We start from the raw sequence: 15,794 nt of genomic DNA on the forward strand, positions 1-15,794 counted from the left end.
TGAAAGTGTCGTCTTTGAATCGTCACTGACGGCACGCACAGCGAATGGCATACAAAGCCAGCACGACACGTGCGCGCGTTCTCCATTGATGGCGGACGCGGAACTCGCCTCATGCCCCTCCGTTCGGGCCGGGTCATCCGCATTCCGCGCTTTGCGCCTTGTCTGACCCCAGCCGCCGCACGCCGGACGCCGGACGCCGAAGCAGGAACACTGCTCCATGATCCGGGCCATGCTCGGCCTGGTCCCTTCTCGGACCCATCCAGACTTGCAAGGAGGTTCACATGCTGGACCGCGCTGGCCGCCGGCTCGCCAACCTACGCCGATTGCCTGCTTGGCAACATCCAACCCGGGTTGTCCGACCGTGCGGTACAACTGATACAGCAGGCATGTGCTGCGAAGAATCCGGAGAGCCTTGCCGCAGCGATGGAACTGGAACGCAGGTTCAGTGAACAGCGGCAGGCCGAGTTCGCGGCGGCCCAGGCGCAGGCGGCACGTTCTGCAGATGCGGCCGCAACCGCTGCAAAGCAAGTCTCCGACGCGGCGGCCGCCAAAACGACGGCGGTAGGGACGCAGTAACGGCGGCGAACAGGTGCAACAGAAAAAGCGCCGCCAAGCGGTGCCTTTTTGAATGACTTGAGTCATTGACCGCAATGGTGGGCCGTGAAGGATTCGAACCTTCGACCAAAAGATTAAAAGTCTTCTGCTCTACCGACTGAGCTAACGGCCCATTGCACTGCCCCAGCCTTTCGGCGGGGTGGGCATTCTACCCTACTTTGGCCGGTCGCGTGAAACCCCGGTGTGTCGAGGATGCCGGCCAGCGGCCGGCACTACCAGCGGGCTTAAACCTTTCGGGCCATTGTCGCATCCCATCTGTGATCCTTCCCCGGAGCCACGGATGCGCCTGATCGCCAGCCTGCTTGCCGCCCTGCTGCCCTGCGCAGCCCTGGCCGCCCCATCCCAGGTCGTCACCGACGACATCGCCCGCTTCTGGGCCACCTATGACGCGGTGCGCGCCGAACCCGATGCCGAACGCCGGGTGGCGCTGGTCCAGCAGCGCTACATCGATCCGGGCAGCCCCGGCCTGCATGCGCTGATGCAGGTGCGCAACTACACCGCCCGCGAGTACGCCGAAGCCATGGAGTCATGGCCTCGCTTCTGGACGTCGGTACGGCCGTTGACTGCCAACGTGCAGCAGGCCAGCGCCACGCTGGAGCGGGATCTGGCTGCCTTCCACGCGCTCTACCCTGCACTGCGCCCGGCCACCATCACCTATGCGATCGGCGTCCTGCGCACCGGCGGTACCACGCTGGACGACAAGGTGCTGATCGGCGCGGAGATGGCGCTCGGCGATGAGCGCGTGGACGTGAGCGAACTGCCCGAAAAGATGCGCGACCGGCTACGGATCTTCTACGACAGCCGCCCCGGTGCGAACAACGCGCAGAACAACCTGCACGAATACGTGCATACCCAGCAGCGCGAGACCACCGGCAGCCTGGCCCAGTACGCGATACGCGAAGGCGTGGCCGAATACGTGGCAGAGCGCATCAGCGGGCGCCGCCCGGCGTTGCCGCTGTACACCTATGGGCCCGCGCACGAAGCGGAAATCCGCGCGCGCTTCCGTGCGGAGATGCACGGGGACAACCTGGACAACTGGCTGTACAACAGCGCGCGCAATCCGTTCGGGGTGAGTGACCTGGGCTACTACGCCGGCTACCGCATTGCGCAGGAGTACATGCGCCAGCAGGCCGATGAGAGAGCCGGCATCGCGCGGATGATCGAGCTGGACTATGCCGATCCGAATGCGGTGCGGGCCTTCATCGAGGCATCGGGATGGTTGCAGGCCCGCTAGGTCAAGGAGTGCGGACCAACGGTTGGCACCACCGAGGGAGTGATTGCCCCACCGGGGAAGCCGGCCAGCGGCCGGCTCTACCAGGCGCGGTCAGGCGTACCGCGTCGGGTCCGGCACGCCGGCTTCGGCGAAGCCCTGCGCGCGCAGGCGGCAGGCGTCGCAGTGGCCGCAGGCGGCGCCGTTGGCGTCGGCGTTGTAGCAGGACACGGTCAGGCCGAAGTCCACGCCCAGGCGCACGCCTTCGCTGACGATCTGGCCCTTGCTGAGGAACTGCAGCGGGGCATGCACCTTGATGCCGGCGCCTTCCACGCCCGACTTTGTGGCCAGGTTGGCCAGCGCCTGGAACGCGGCCACGAACTCGGGGCGGCAGTCCGGGTAGCCGGAGTAGTCGACGGCGTTGACGCCGCAGAAGATGTCATTGGCACCGAGCACTTCGGCCCAGCCCAGCGCCAGCGACAGCATGATGGTATTGCGCGCCGGCACGTAGGTGACCGGAATGCCGGCTCCGCCCGCCTCCGGTACGTCGATGTCGTCGGTCAGCGCCGAGCCACCGATGCTGCGCAGGTCCACGTCCACGGTCTTGTGCGCGACCACGCCCTGGGCCTTGGCCACGCGGGCGGCGGCATCCAGTTCGGAGGTGTGGCGCTGGCCGTAGCGCACGCTCAGGGCATGCACGGCAAAGCCCTGTTCCTGGGCCATGGCGATGACGGCGGCTGAATCCATGCCGCCGGAGAGAAGCACGACTGCCTTCTTCATGGGAAATCTTCCGGTTGGGAGGGGAAAGCCAGCACGCTGTCCCGCGCCGGAGCTACATCAGGGAACGCTGCGCCGGCTCATCGACCCGGCTCGTCGTTCCACAGGATTTTATGCAACTGCATCTGGAAGCGCACCGGCAGCCGGTCTTCGACGATCCAGTCGGCCAACTGCCGCGCGCTGATCTCGCCCTTGCTCGGCGAGAAGAACACGGTGCAACGCTCCACCAGGCCGTGCTCGGCGACCATGGCCTTGGCCCAGTCGTAGTCCTCGCGGTTGCAGATGACGAACTTGATCTGATCGCGGACGGTCAGCAGCGGCAGGTTTTCCAGGCGATTGCGGGCGGCTTCGGCCGAGCCCGGCGTCTTGATGTCAACCACGCGCGACACGCGCGGGTCCACTGCGCTGACATCCAGCGCGCCGGAGGTTTCCAGCGAGACATCCATGCCCGCATCGCACAGCTTCTGCAGCAGCACCAGGCAGCGCTTCTGCGCCAGCGGCTCGCCGCCGGTCACGCAGACGTGGCGGACGCCCTGGGCCAGCACCTCGGCCACGATGTCGTCGATGTCCCACCAGGTGCCGCCGTGGAAGGCATAGGCGGTGTCGCAGTACTGGCAGCGCAGCGGGCAGCCGGTCAGGCGCACGAACACGGTCGGCCAGCCGGCGGTATCGGCCTCGCCCTGCAGCGAGGTGAAGATCTCGGTGATCTTCAGGCGCGGCAGCGGCGACTGCACGATGTCGCTGGGGGTGGCGACGGCGTTTGACGGGGTAACGGCGGTCATGGCGGGTACTTCTTGGTGGGACACGTGGCGGGTGGGCTACCGTGGCCGGTAACGAAAACAGCCGAGCATGGCTCGGCTCTACAACAGCAACCGGACGGGTTTGCTGGTCCGGAAACGAAAGCAGCCGAGCGTGGGCTCGGCTCTACAGGGCACCTATTGTACGCCCGCTCAGCGGATCAGCGGATCTGCTTGCCCAGGCGGATGGACTGCAGACGGTCCTGCGCGGTGCGCGCGGCGTCCGAGCCGGGGTACTGCGCCACGACGGTCTCCAGCGTCTGCTGGGCCTGGTCGACCTTTCCCTCGCCGTACTGCGAGAGGCCGATCTTGAGCAGGCCGCCCGCGGCCTTGTCGTGGGTCGGATAGCGCGAGAGCAGCTCTCGGAACTGGGTCTCGGCCATCGGGAAATTGCGGGTGGCGTAGTAGCTCTCGCCCAGCCAGTACAGCGCATTCGGCGCGTAGACGCCGTTCGGGTACAACTCCAGGAAGCTCAGGAACAGCTGCGCCGAATCGTCGTACCTGCCGGCCTTCAACGCATCGAAGGCAACGTTGTAGGAGGTGCGCTCGTCGCCGGTGGCGGCAAGGCTGCCAGCATCACCATGGACGGAAGGCGGCCGCTCGGAAGTGGCCGCCGCTGCGGGTTTTGCCGGGGCCGGTGCGGCCTTCGGCGCGCTCGCCGGAACGGGCGGCAGGGCCGGGGCGGCATTGCCCCCTTCCAGCCGGTTCAGGCGGCTGTCCAGATCCAGGTACTGGTCCTGGGCGGACTGCTTGAGCTGGGCGTTGTCATGCTGCAACTGCTCGATCGAGGCCTGCAGGCTGGTGACCTGCTGCCGCAGCTGATTGATCTGGTTCAACAGGTCCTGGTTGGCACTGTTGTTGTACATCTGCTGCTCGAGCGCGCCGACACGGTCAGCCAGGCTCTGTCGCTGTGCGTGCGCCGGTGCGGCAGCCACGAGGGCTGCCGCAACGACCAGCATCAGTTTGATGCCAATGCGCATGGATTACTGCGCGGTGTAGACGATTTCGACGCGACGGTTCTGCGACCAGCAGGACTCGTTCGACTCGGTGCAGACCGGACGCTCTTCACCGTAGGACACGACGGTCAGCTGCGAAGCCGAACCACCGTTGGCCTGCAGGGCCGAGCTGACGCCGTTGCCACGACGCTCACCCAGGGCCTGGTTGTACGCGCGCGAACCGCGCTCGTCGGTGTGGCCCTGCAGGGTGATGCGCGAGGACGGACGGTCACGCAGGTACTTGGCGTGGCACGCCATGATGGCCTGGAATTCCGGCTTCACGTCTTCCTTGTCCAGGTCGAAGTAGACAACGCGCTGGCGCAGGCAGGCGTCGGTGTCCAGATCGCCCGGGCCGTACAGACCGGAGGTCGACGGACCGGTCGGGGTGGTGGTCGAGGTGCCGGTGTCGACCGGGGCTGCCGGCTCTTCCTTCACCTTCTTCGAGCAACCGGCCAGGACGGCCACAGACAGCAGGGAAACAAGCAGAACGCGGGTGGACTTGTTCATGGCGATACCTTTGTGGCTCCTAAGCCGATGAGGGGTTCAAGACAACGAAAATATTAACACTCTTTTAGCGCTGGGTACGGTATGGGGACCATGCCGGTTCGCGCACATCACCGTCAGCCAGAACCAGGCGCTGGCGAACCCGCGCATCGGCCGAAACGGCATACAACACACCACGGCCACCTTCGCGGGCGGCGTACAGCACCATGCTTGCGTTGGGCGCAAAGCTCGGCGATTCATCCAGCGAACCCGGAGACAGCGTGCTCCAGCGGGGCGACCCCAGCGAACTGTCCATCATCGCGATCTTGTAGCTGTTGCCCGAGCCCTGGGCGACGGCGATCTTCTTGCCATCGTAGGACACCGACGGCTTGGCATTGTAGTTGCCCTGGAAGGTCACGCGCTCGGCGCTGCCGCCGCCGGCACCGACCTTGTAGACCTGCGGACGGCCGCCGCGATCGGAGGTGAAGTACACCGCGCTGCCGTCCGGTGCCCAGGTCGGCTCGGTATCGATGGCGAAGTGGTTGGTCAGCTGGGTCAGCTGCTTGCTGCCCAGGTCCATCACGTAGATTTCCGGGTTACCGGAGCGCGACAGGGTCAGGGCCAGCTTGCGGCCGTCCGGCGAGAACGCCGGGGCGCTGTTGATGCCGCGGAAGCTGGTGACCAGCTCGCGTGCACCGGTGCCGATGTTCTGGATGTAGATGGCCGAATTGCCACGCTCGAAGCTGACGTAGGCCAGCTTGCTGCCATCCGGACTCCACGACGGCGACAGCAGCGGCTCGGCCGAGCGCACGATGGTCTGCGGGTTGAAGCCATCGGAATCGGCCACCATCAGCGCGTAGCGCATGGCGTCGCCCTTGCCACTGGCGGTCACGTAGGCGATGCGGGTCCAGAAGGCGCCGCGCACACCGGTAATCTTTTCGTAGATGGCGTCGGCCATCTGGTGGGCAACGTCGCGCATGGCGTTGCCACGGGCGGTCATCGCCAGGCCCAGCAGGCGCTCGCCCTTGGGCACGTCGAACAGTTCGTACTCGACGCGGTAGGCACCCGCACCGGCATCAAGCACGCGGCCGACCACGATGTAGTTCTGCTTCAGCGCGCGCCAGGTCGCGAACTGGATATCCCCCCCCCGCACGGGCTTCTCGACGATCTGCGCTTCCGGCAGCGTGCGGAACTGGCCCGAACGCTCCAGATCGGCACGGACCACGCCAGCGACGTCGGTCTGCGGAGCGGCCGACGAACCCTGATAGGGCATCGGCACGATGGTGATCGGCAGCGCGGAGGCATTGCCGCCGATGATGTCGATATCCAGCCCCTTCTGCTGCGCGACGGCAGCAAAGGGCAGCAACAGGGCCGCAAACACGGCAAGCCAGCGAGGCATCTTTTTCATGGAGCGCTCAATAAGGGGAAACCGGAACGAGGGATAACAAAGCGGGAGTGAACCGCTTCGCAATCATGAACCAAGGGTACGTGAATTCCGGGTCAGTTCCAGCCCGTCTTCTCACGCACCGTTAACGTCGTGGCTAACATCGCACCGTCTGCCCCGGTCACGCCGCCCCGGAGGACGGTGTTCGACAGCAGCCCACAGCCTGCCCGGTCGAGGCAAGCGCGACAACCGTGGGCGCGGGTGGCTCGAGAGCCGCCCCGGCCCGCCGCCTCAGCGATCCTGGGCAGTAAACGTGAAGTTGAGCGTGCGTGCGAACACCGACTCGAAGCCACGGTACGGCAGCGGCTGCGCGTTGAGCACGGCGGCCTCGATCGAACGCTTGCCGGCCTCGTCGTACGGGCAGTTCGGGCTGACCTTGGCCTGCATCACCGTGCCACCCGGAATCTGGGTGATGGTGATCTGGCAGCGCTGGCCCAGCGGCACCGTGTCCGGCCGCACCCACTGCGACAGCACCTTGGCCTGGATCGCCGCGGCGTACTTGGCCGAAAGATCATCGCTTTTGCCACCGCCACCGGCGGCCGGCTGGGATGCACCGCTGGCACCGGCGGCGGCACTGCCCGCGGCATTGCGCGCGGCGGCGACCTGGCGCAGCTTCTGCTCAGCCAGCTTGGCTTCCTTTTCGGCCTGTTCGCGGCGGGCGCGGATCTCGGCGATCTTCTTCTGCTTCTCGGCCTCGGCCTTGTCCGCGGCCTGACGCGCCTGATCGGCCAGCTTCTTCTTCGCGTCTTCTTCCTGCTGCTTGGCCAGGCGCAGCTTCTGCTCGGCCTCTTCCTGGCGCTTGCGTTCGGTCAGGTCGATCTGCTCCTGGCGGCGCTTGGCTTCCTGCTCCTGCCTGGCCTTCTCCTGCGAGATGGCCAACGCGCTGACCGCTTCCTGGTCCTTGGTATCCGGCTGCGCGACACGCTCCTGTGCCTGTTGCTGCTGTGGCGTGGGGGCGTCCTGTGGGCGCGGCTCGGGAATCGGCTGTGGCGGCGGAATGGTGTCTTCCGGCACCGGAACCGGCTCGGCCACCGGCGGCGGCAGGTCCTCCAGCTTTTCGGACTGGCGCAGGGCCTGGCGGGCGGCGGACGCCTCGGACGCGGACAGCGCCAGGCTGGCCTCCACCGACGGATCACCGGCGGCGGCGTCGGTGTTGCGCTCGGGCGACCAGAACCAGGCCACGATGAAGACCAGCGCGACCAGCAGGTGCACCAGCAACGCCAGCGCCAGGGGCAGGCCCCAGCCGGGTTCGCGCTGCTGCGGAGGTGGCAGGGCGTCAGCGTGCATCGGTGGCCAGGCCTACCTTGTCTACCTTGGCGCGCTTGATCACATCCATCGCGGCGATGACCTTTTCATAGGCCACGGCACGGTCGGCGGCGACGATCACGCGCACGCCCTTGTCCTGGGCGGCGATGCCGGCCAGGCGGCCCTCCAGTTCCTCGGCCGACACGGCGGTCGGTTCCTTGGCGTCGGGCAGCTTCAGGCTGAGCTGGCCGTCCTGGCGCACCGAGACGATCACCGGGTCCTGCTTGCTTTCCAGCGCCTTGGCGTTGGATTGCGGCAGGTCGACGTCGAAGCTCAGGGTGAGCAGCGGCGCGGTGACCATGAAGATGATCAGCAGCACCAGCATAACGTCGATGTAGGGGACGACGTTGATTTCCGATTTCAGCTTGCGGCGCTTGCGGCGACCGATGGCAGCGGACATGGCTTGGACTCCCGGGTCAGGCGCTTACTCGTCGCCAGCGCTCTGGCGCTGCAGGATGGAGCTGAACTCTTCGGCGAAGGTCTCGAACCGCACCGACATGCGCTCCACGCGGGTGGTGAAGCGGTTGTAGGCCCACACCGCCGGGATCGCCACGAACAGGCCGATGGCGGTGGCGAACAGGGCTTCGGAGATGCCTGGCGCGACGGCGGCGATACCGGCCTGCGCACCGCTGCTGATCATGTCGTGCATGGTCACCATGATGCCGAACACGGTACCGACCAGGCCCACATACGGGGCAGTCGAACCGATGTTGGCCAGCAGTTCCAGGTTACGCTCAAGCTGGTCCACTTCGCGGGTGTAGGTGGTGCGCATGGCACGCTGCGCGCCTTCCAGCTGCGCACGGCCATCCAGGCGGCGCTTGTCGCGCAGGCGGGTGTACTCGCGGAAACCAGCTTCGAAGATGGCTTCCAGGCCGGTCACGCTGCGGCTGCGGTCGGTGGCGGCGCTGTACAGCTTGCCCAGGTCGGCGCCGGACCAGAAGCGGTTCTCGAACTCGTCGGCTTCGCGGGTGGCCTGCTTGAACACGCGGGCCTTGCGGAAAATGATCACCCAGCTGACGAACGAGCCGACCAGCAGCAGCAGCACGATGATCTTCACCGGCAGGCTGGCCTTGGCCATCAGTTCGAGGTAGTTGATGCCGCCGCCGGTGGTGGCCTGGGCAAGGGTCTGTGTCGCGGCGTTGCTGACGTCGGCCGGCAGTGCCTCGGTGACCGTGGCCTGCAGGGCCAGGAGCGTTGCGATCATCCGTTGTTCCTCAGTGTTCGGATTCGGGGTGGAGGTGGGGTTGCAGCATGGCAAGGACGGCCTCGTCCATGCCACGCGGACGGAAACTGGCCGCTTCCAGTGCGGCGATGCGGACCCGGGCCGACAGCAGCAGCTCGCCGTCGCGCAGGATCTGCTGGTCGAAAACCATGCTGGCCTTCTTCAGCTGGACCAGGCGGGCGCTCACCTGCAGGGTGTCATCCAGCCGTGCCGGCCTGATGAAATCCATCTGCATCGAGCGCACCGCGAAGACCATCCCATGCTCGGCGCGCATGCGCTCCTGGCCGTAGCCGAGCGCACGCATCCATTCGGTCCGGGCCCGTTCCATGAAGGCCACGTAGCGGGCGTGGTAGACCACGCCGCCTGCGTCGGTATCTTCCCAGTAAATGCGTGTCGGCCAACTGAATAGTGGCTCAACCGACATCGGGAACCTCCGCGAACAGGTCCTGCGGCGGGTTCTTCGGCTTCAGGCCCATGTGCCGGTAGGCCTTGTGGGTGGCCATGCGGCCGCGCGCGGTGCGCACCAGGAAGCCCTGCTGGATCAGGTACGGCTCGACCACGTCTTCCAGCGTGCCGCGTTCCTCGGACAGCGCCGCGGCCAGCGACTCGATGCCGACCGGGCCGCCATCGAAGTAGTCGACCAGGGTCTTGAGCAGGCGCCGGTCGAGCTCGTCGAAGCCTTCCGGATCAACCTTGAGCATCTTCATCGCGGCCTGCGCCACGGCCTCGTCGATGTGGCCGCCCGCCTTCACCTGCGCGTAGTCGCGCACGCGGCGCAGCAGCCGGTTGGCGATACGCGGGGTGCCGCGTGCGCGCCGCGCGATCTCGCCGGCGCCGTCGGGGGTGCAGTCGATGCCGAGGATGGTGGCCGAACGGCGCACGATCCGGGTCAGCTCCTCGACGCTGTAGAACTCCAGCCGCTGGACGATGCCGAAGCGGTCGCGCAGCGGCGCGGTCAGCAGGCCGGCGCGGGTGGTGGCACCGATCAGGGTGAACGGCGGCAGGTCGATCTTGATCGAACGGGCCGCGGGGCCCTCACCGATCATGATGTCGATCTGGAAGTCTTCCATCGCCGGGTACAGCACTTCCTCGACCACCGGCGACAGGCGGTGGATCTCGTCCACGAACAGCACGTCGTGCGGCTGCAGGTTGGTCAGCAGTGCGGCGAGGTCGCCGGCCTTCTCGATCACCGGGCCGGAGGTCACCCGCAGGGCCACGCCCAGTTCGTTGGCGATGACGTGGCTGAGCGTGGTCTTGCCCAGGCCGGGCGGCCCGAAGATCAGTACGTGGTCGAGCGCGTCGCCACGCCCCTTGGCCGCCTGGATGTAGATCTCCATCTGCTCGCGCACCGGGGCCTGGCCAAGATAGTCGGCCAGGCGCTTGGGGCGGATGCTGGCGTCGGCGGCGTCATCCTCGCGGGTGGCGCCGGCGCCGATGATGCGGTCGTCGGTCATACCGTGATTATGCGGTAAATGGTTGCATTCCGGGGCCGGAAGCACGGTAGTGCCGGCCGCTGGCCGGCAACCCCATGAACACCGGTGGTGCGGCGGATGCCGGCCAGCGGCCGGCACTACCAGACCTCAGATCTCGACCTGGGCCCCGAGTTCGACCAGGCGGTTGCCGGGAATACGGAAGAAGCCCGTGGCCGGCGCGGCATTCCGATGCATCAGCGCGAACAGCTTGTCGCGCCAGATCGGCATGCCGCGGTTGGCGGTGGCCACGATGGTTTCGCGGCTGGCGAAGAAGGTGGTGTCCATCGGGTCGAAGTAGATGCCACCGTGGTCACACGAGCGCATCAGCGCCAGCGGCACGTCCGGGGTTTCCATGAAGCCGAAGCGCACATAGACGCGGTAGAACTCGTCGCCCACCGATTCGATTTTCAGCCGCTGCCCTTCCATCGCATACGGGATCGGCAGGGTCTCCACGTGCAGAAACACGTTGCGCTCGTGCAGCACCTTGTTGTGCTTGAGGTTGTGCATCAGCGCATGCGGGGCGACGGTCGGGTCGGCGGTGAGGAATACCGCGGTGCCCGGCACGCGTACCGGCGGTGCCAGCATCAGGCCCGGCAGGAAGGTATCCAGGCGGATGCCGTCCTTGCGGATCTCATCGCGCAGCAGCTCGCGGCCACGGCGCCACGTGCGCATCATGGTGAACAGGAAGATGCCCAGCACCACCGGGAACCAGGCGCCCTGCAGCAGCTTGGCACCGTTGGCGATGACGAAGCCGAGGTCGATGATGAAGAACACCACGCACAGCGGCAGCAGCCAGGCGCGCGCCTTCGGCCACAGCGAACGGGCCACCAGGGCCAGCAGCAGGGTGTCGATCAGCATGGTGGCCGACACCGAGATGCCGTAGGCCACCGCCAGGTTGGACGAGCTGCGGAAGGCCAGCACCAGGCCGATCACCATCACCGCGATGCCCCAGTTGATGCCCGGGATGTAGATCTGGCCGATGGTGTCGTGCGAGGTGTGCTTGATGCGCATGCGCGGGATGTAGCCCAGTTGCATCGCCTGACGCGAGACCGAGAACGCGCCGGTGATGACCGACTGGGACGCGATCACCGCCGCCATCGTGGCCAGGATGATCATCGGGTACAGCGCCCACGACGGCACTGCCTCGAAGAACGGGTTCTTCAGCGCCTCGGGGTGGTTGAGCACCAGTGCGCCCTGCCCCAGGTAGTTCAGCACCAGGCACGGCAGCACGAAGAAGTACCAGGCGTGTCGGATCGGCTTGGCACCGAAGTGGCCCATGTCGGCGTAAAGCGCCTCGCCACCGGTCACCGCCAGCACCACTGCGCCGAGGATGAAGATCCCATGCCAGCTGTGCTCCATGAAGAAGCGGATCGCCCACCACGGGTTGAATGCCTTGAGCACTTCCGGCGCATCGACGATGTTGTAGATGCCGATCGCCGCCAGCGAGATGAACCAGACCGATGTGATGGGGCCGAAGGCCTTGCCGATCTTCTCGGTACCGAAGCGCTGCGCCGCAAACACCATCAACAGCACCACCACCGTGATCGGCACGATGAAGGCATGCAGGCCCGGCGCGGCCACCTCCAGGCCTTCCACCGCACCCAGCACCGATATCGCCGGGGTGATCACGCCGTCACCGAAGAACAGCGACGCACCGAAAATGCCGAGGATGCCGACCACGTAGGCCGAGCGCGAGCCGTTGCGCAGCGTGCGCTGGGTCAACGCCATCAGCGCCATGATGCCGCCCTCGCCGTCGTTGTCGGCGCGCATGATGATGGTCACGTACTTCAGCGTGACCACGATGTTCAGCGCCCAGAACGCCAGCGACAGCACGCCCAGCACGGTGTCGTGGTCACTGTTGAGCCCGTAGTGCGGCGAGAACGCCTCCTTCAGCGTGTACAGCGGGCTGGTACCGATATCGCCGAACACCACGCCGATCGCACCGATGATCAGCGCCATGCCTCCTGCTGGAGGGGCGTGACCGTGGCTGCCGGAGGCAGCTGCGTGCGGGGTTTGACTGCTGGACATGGGACTCCTGGCGATGCTCAGGCGGTTCGTTGAAGGAAAGGGACGCGGCTCAGCGCAGCGCCGACTGCAGCGCCTTGCGGATCACGGTGGCTACCTCGTCGCCTTCATTGAAGGCGTCGCGGGCCATGCGTGCCGCTTCGGCCGGCTTGTAGCCCAGCTGCTGCAGGGCCACGGTGGCATCGGACAGCGGGTCGGCCGGGGCTGGGCCGCTGCCGGTGGGCAGCGCGCCGCCGGCGCCGAACTGGGCGGCGCGGTCACGCAGTTCCAGCACCATGCGCTCGGCAGTCTTCTTGCCGATGCCGGGGATGCGGGTCAGCGCGGTGATGTCACCGGCCTGGACCATGCGCGCGAACTCCTCGACGGAAACGCCGGACAGCACCGCCAGCGCGATCTTCGCGCCGATGCCACTGACCTTCTGCACGTCGCGGAACAAGCGCCGCTCACCCTCGCGCAGGAAGCCGTACAGCGAAACGCTGTCTTCCTTCTGCGCGTAGTGGGTGTACAGCGTGACCTCGCGGCCGAGCTCAGGCAGGTCGTAGAAGGTGCTCATCGGCGCCTCCAGTTCGTAGCCCACCCCGTTCACGTCCACCACCAGCCACGGCGGCGCCTTGTAGGCGACGATGCCGCGCAGTCGACCGATCATTGCGTGCAGCTCCTCATTTGCGGCCCCACGCCTGGCGGGCACTGAGCCCCAGGCGGTTGGCCGTTGCCCGTACGTGGGCATGGGTGATCGCCACCGCCAACGCGTCGGCCGCGTCGGCCTGCAGCTTGGTTTTCAGGTTGAGCATGAGCCCGACCATGTGTTGAACCTGTTGCTTTTCGGCGCCACCACGGCCAACCACGGCGAGCTTGATCTCGCTGGCGGCGTATTCGTGCACCGGCAGGTCGCGCAGCACCACGGCCGAGATCGCCGCGCCCCGGGCCTGGCCCAGCTTCAGCGCCGAATCGGGATTGCGGGCCATGAACACCTTTTCAATGGCCACTTCCTGCGGCTGGTACTCGCGGCACAGGTCGGCCAGGCCCAGCACCAGCAGCTTCATGCGCTGCGGGAAGTCGTCGGCGCCCAGCAGCACCAGTGGCTGGTGGTGCACGTAGGTGACGCGGCCGGCGGCGTCGACATCGATGATGCCGACCCCGGTCCGCTGCGAACCGGGGTCGATGCCGAGGATGCGGGTCATGCTGCACTCCTGGCGGGGCGGAACGGGATGCGCTGGCAGGCGTAGGGGGCTCATGACTGTCCGCAGTGACCGTTCAACGGCCCGCGCCCAGGCCGTCGAGGACGGCTCAGGCGTAGGCGTCGGCGCCGAGTTCGGCGTTGGAATACACGTCCTGCACGTCGTCCAGGTCTTCGAGCATGTCCAGCAGCTTCTTGACCTGCAGGGCGACGTCGCCTTCAACCTTGATGTCGTTGTCCGCGCGGAAGGTGATCTCGGCGTGGTCGGCGACATGGCCGGCGGCGGCCATCGCATCCTTCACCGCGTTGAACGCGTCAGGGCTGGTGACCACATCGATCGAGCCGTCATCGGGGTAGACCACGATGTCATCGGCACCGGCTTCAATGGCCGCTTCGGTGATGGCTTCCTCGTCGGCCCCTGCGGCGAAGCTGAGCACGCCCAGGCGCTTGAACATGAAGGCCACCGAGCCCTCGGTGCCCATGTTGCCACCGCACTTGCTGAACGCATGGCGGACATCGGCCACGGTGCGTACGCGGTTGTCGGTCAGGCAGTCAACGATCACGGCCACGCCACCCGGGGCGTAGCCCTCGTAGCGGACTTCCTCGTAGTCGACGCCTTCCAGCTCACCGGTCGCCTTCTTGATGGCACGCTCGATCACGTCCTTGGACATGTTCACGGCCAGGCCCTTGTCCACGGCCACGCGCAGGCGCGGGTTGTTGTTGGGGTCGCCTCCACCGCCGCGCGCGGCAACGCCGATCTCGCGGATGATCTTGGTGAAAATCTTGCCGCGCTTCGCGTCGGACGCGTTCTTGCGGGCTTCGATGGAGGGGCCTCTACCCATGGGTGCTACCGTCTGGCTGCTTCAGGATCAAGGCGCGGATTCTACCTGATCGGGCGCTGCAACCGTGTCTAGGCCCGTATTGTTGTAGAGCCGAGCCCATGCTCGGCCCAATGGGCCCGACGGAATGCAGCCGAGCATGGGCTCGGCTCCACAGGGCGGCCCTGCCTCCCCTGCCCCTATGCTGCCGCCGCGTCGCGGCTGTGGTCGAACTTGCCATGACGCAGGAAATGCGCGGTCTGCCGCGCGGCGTCTGGCGACACCACCAGGCCGCTGTGGCTGGTGCGGACCACGCAATGGTCGGCCAGGCCCGGCAGCCGGGTCTCGGCCAGTGCCACGGTGCCGTCGGAGGCATCGTCGATGGCACCCAACAAGCTGCCCAGACCATGCGGCACCGAGCCGGCGATCAGGCCAACCTCGGCCCTACCCTGCCAGTCCGGCAGGCCATCGAGTAGCAGCTCGCTGCTGCGTCCCAGCGCCAGGCCCCAGCCATGCTCGGACAACGAGCGTGCGGTGCCACTGCCGCGCAGCGGTGAACCCAGGCAGACCACCCGCTGCACCGGCAGCTGCGGATTGCGCCGCAGCGCTTCCAGCGCCAGCAACCCTCCCAGGCTGTGGCCGACCAGCGACAACGGCCCGGCATCGGCCAACCGTTCCAGCAGCTGGGGCACCGCCACGTCGGGACCACCGAACACCGAGGAGTAACCGAACGCGTGCACCTGGAAACCACGCGCGCGCAGGCGCCAGGCCAGCGGCCCGACCCAGGCGCGGGCATTCCAGATGCCATGCAGCAGCAATACGGGGGGAGTCATGCAAACAGCCTGGCGGTCAGCGGGGCAGGAACGTGAGGTGATTGAACACGCGCGCGCAGCAAGCGGCGGTGAACGTCAGGCCGCGCGCGGTGCGCGGCGCAGGATGAATTCAAGATCGTTGGTATTGCCGACCGGGAACAGGTACTCGCCGGCCTTCTCGAAACCATAGCGCGCGTAGAAGCGTTGCGCGCCGAAGTTCTCCGACCACACACCCAGCCACAGCGTGCGCGGGCCTTCGCGCTCCAGCCAGGTCAGCGCGGTTTCCAGCAGGCGGCTGCCCCAGCCGCAGCTCTGCTGCGCCTTGATCAGGTACAGGCGCTTGAGTTCGCCGTCACCGGGTTTCACATCCGGATGCGGCAGGCCACAGGGGCCGGCGGCGGCATGGCCGACCGCCTCCCCATCCAGTTCCAGCAGCCACACCGCGTAATCGGGGTGGGCCAGGATCACGCGCTGGCGCTCGACCGTGTAGGCCTCCTCCAGGAAGGCCTGCAGGTCCTGCGGCGGGTACAGATGGCCGAAGGTTTCGGTGAACGTGCGGGCGGCCAGCGCCGACAGGGTCGGCGCGTCGTCCACAGTGGCGCGGCGGATCGAATACATGCAGGAAGTTGACGCCAGGGCGAA

At 66.8% G+C, this 15,794-nt stretch carries 18 protein-coding genes and 1 tRNA gene; 2 read left to right on the top strand and 17 right to left on the bottom strand.

Annotation, left to right across the window (positions count from 1 at the left end):
• The first annotated feature begins 111 nt into the window (after window positions 1–111).
• Window positions 112–576, top strand: coding sequence for a hypothetical protein (locus tag ACZ75I_RS15125; RefSeq protein ID WP_229298478.1), 465 nt, complete (start codon window positions 112–114; stop codon window positions 574–576).
• Window positions 577–651: 75 nt separating this feature from the next.
• On the opposite strand, the gene ACZ75I_RS15130 is transcribed toward ACZ75I_RS15125, so the two are convergent.
• Window positions 652–727: transfer RNA gene (locus ACZ75I_RS15130), tRNA-Lys, on the bottom strand.
• A 168-nt stretch (window positions 728–895) separates the two neighbouring features.
• On the opposite strand from ACZ75I_RS15130, the gene ACZ75I_RS15135 reads away from it, so the two are divergent.
• Entirely contained in the window at window positions 896–1,849 is a 954-nt protein-coding gene (locus ACZ75I_RS15135; RefSeq protein WP_472958201.1) for a DUF2268 domain-containing putative Zn-dependent protease, read from the top strand.
• Window positions 1,850–1,939: 90 nt separating this feature from the next.
• On the opposite strand, the gene queC is transcribed toward ACZ75I_RS15135, so the two are convergent.
• From queC to ACZ75I_RS15215, 16 genes are all read right to left on the bottom strand, one after another.
• Window positions 1,940–2,605, bottom strand: coding sequence for a 7-cyano-7-deazaguanine synthase QueC (queC, locus tag ACZ75I_RS15140; protein ID WP_061480332.1), 666 nt, complete (start codon window positions 2,603–2,605; stop codon window positions 1,940–1,942).
• A 77-nt stretch (window positions 2,606–2,682) separates the two neighbouring features.
• A complete protein-coding gene (gene queE / locus ACZ75I_RS15145; protein WP_111201914.1) occupies window positions 2,683–3,384 on the bottom strand; it encodes a 7-carboxy-7-deazaguanine synthase QueE in 702 nt (233 codons plus the stop codon).
• Window positions 3,385–3,560: 176 nt separating this feature from the next.
• Entirely contained in the window at window positions 3,561–4,379 is an 819-nt protein-coding gene (ybgF, locus tag ACZ75I_RS15150) for a tol-pal system protein YbgF (protein WP_019660125.1), read from the bottom strand.
• 3 nt (window positions 4,380–4,382) lie between these two features.
• On the bottom strand, window positions 4,383–4,901 hold the full coding sequence (gene pal, locus ACZ75I_RS15155; protein ID WP_005418510.1) for a peptidoglycan-associated lipoprotein Pal: 519 nt from the start codon (window positions 4,899–4,901) through the stop codon (window positions 4,383–4,385).
• Window positions 4,902–4,965: 64 nt separating this feature from the next.
• The gene (gene tolB / locus ACZ75I_RS15160) at window positions 4,966–6,285 is read right to left on the bottom strand and encodes a Tol-Pal system beta propeller repeat protein TolB (RefSeq protein ID WP_005418511.1); all 1,320 of its coding nucleotides are present in this window, start codon (window positions 6,283–6,285) and stop codon (window positions 4,966–4,968) included.
• A 267-nt stretch (window positions 6,286–6,552) separates the two neighbouring features.
• Entirely contained in the window at window positions 6,553–7,608 is a 1,056-nt protein-coding gene (tolA, locus tag ACZ75I_RS15165; RefSeq protein ID WP_472958203.1) for a cell envelope integrity protein TolA, read from the bottom strand.
• Entirely contained in the window at window positions 7,598–8,026 is a 429-nt protein-coding gene (gene tolR, locus ACZ75I_RS15170; protein ID WP_005410751.1) for a protein TolR, read from the bottom strand. Before tolR ends, tolA begins: the two co-directional genes overlap by 11 nt.
• A 24-nt stretch (window positions 8,027–8,050) precedes the next feature.
• Window positions 8,051–8,830 carry a protein TolQ gene (tolQ, locus tag ACZ75I_RS15175; protein WP_005410752.1) on the bottom strand — a complete coding sequence of 260 codons (780 nt, stop codon included), beginning with the start codon at window positions 8,828–8,830 and terminating at the stop codon, window positions 8,051–8,053.
• Between the two features lie 10 nt (window positions 8,831–8,840).
• The gene (gene ybgC, locus ACZ75I_RS15180; RefSeq protein WP_061480413.1) at window positions 8,841–9,272 is read right to left on the bottom strand and encodes a tol-pal system-associated acyl-CoA thioesterase; all 432 of its coding nucleotides are present in this window, start codon (window positions 9,270–9,272) and stop codon (window positions 8,841–8,843) included.
• On the bottom strand, window positions 9,262–10,302 hold the full coding sequence (gene ruvB, locus ACZ75I_RS15185) for a Holliday junction branch migration DNA helicase RuvB (protein WP_180867536.1): 1,041 nt from the start codon (window positions 10,300–10,302) through the stop codon (window positions 9,262–9,264). Before ruvB ends, ybgC begins: the two co-directional genes overlap by 11 nt.
• Window positions 10,303–10,428: 126 nt before the next feature.
• The gene (locus ACZ75I_RS15190) at window positions 10,429–12,279 is read right to left on the bottom strand and encodes a potassium transporter Kup (protein ID WP_171953504.1); all 1,851 of its coding nucleotides are present in this window, start codon (window positions 12,277–12,279) and stop codon (window positions 10,429–10,431) included.
• Window positions 12,280–12,397: 118 nt separating this feature from the next.
• On the bottom strand, window positions 12,398–12,991 hold the full coding sequence (gene ruvA, locus ACZ75I_RS15195; RefSeq protein ID WP_005418517.1) for a Holliday junction branch migration protein RuvA: 594 nt from the start codon (window positions 12,989–12,991) through the stop codon (window positions 12,398–12,400).
• A 13-nt stretch (window positions 12,992–13,004) separates the two neighbouring features.
• A complete protein-coding gene (ruvC, locus tag ACZ75I_RS15200) occupies window positions 13,005–13,526 on the bottom strand; it encodes a crossover junction endodeoxyribonuclease RuvC (RefSeq protein ID WP_005418518.1) in 522 nt (173 codons plus the stop codon).
• A 106-nt stretch (window positions 13,527–13,632) separates the two neighbouring features.
• Window positions 13,633–14,364 (bottom strand): YebC/PmpR family DNA-binding transcriptional regulator, encoded by a 732-nt coding sequence (locus tag ACZ75I_RS15205; protein WP_005418519.1) that lies wholly within the window; start codon window positions 14,362–14,364, stop codon window positions 13,633–13,635.
• 176 nt (window positions 14,365–14,540) lie between these two features.
• Window positions 14,541–15,173: an esterase/lipase family protein gene (locus ACZ75I_RS15210; protein ID WP_032954421.1), complete on the bottom strand. Its 633-nt coding sequence runs from the start codon at window positions 15,171–15,173 to the stop codon at window positions 14,541–14,543.
• Window positions 15,174–15,248: 75 nt separating this feature from the next.
• Window positions 15,249–15,770 (bottom strand): GNAT family N-acetyltransferase, encoded by a 522-nt coding sequence (locus ACZ75I_RS15215; protein WP_346476847.1) that lies wholly within the window; start codon window positions 15,768–15,770, stop codon window positions 15,249–15,251.
• Window positions 15,771–15,794 lie beyond the last annotated feature (24 nt).

This window comes from Stenotrophomonas sp. X, from assembly GCF_055721025.1.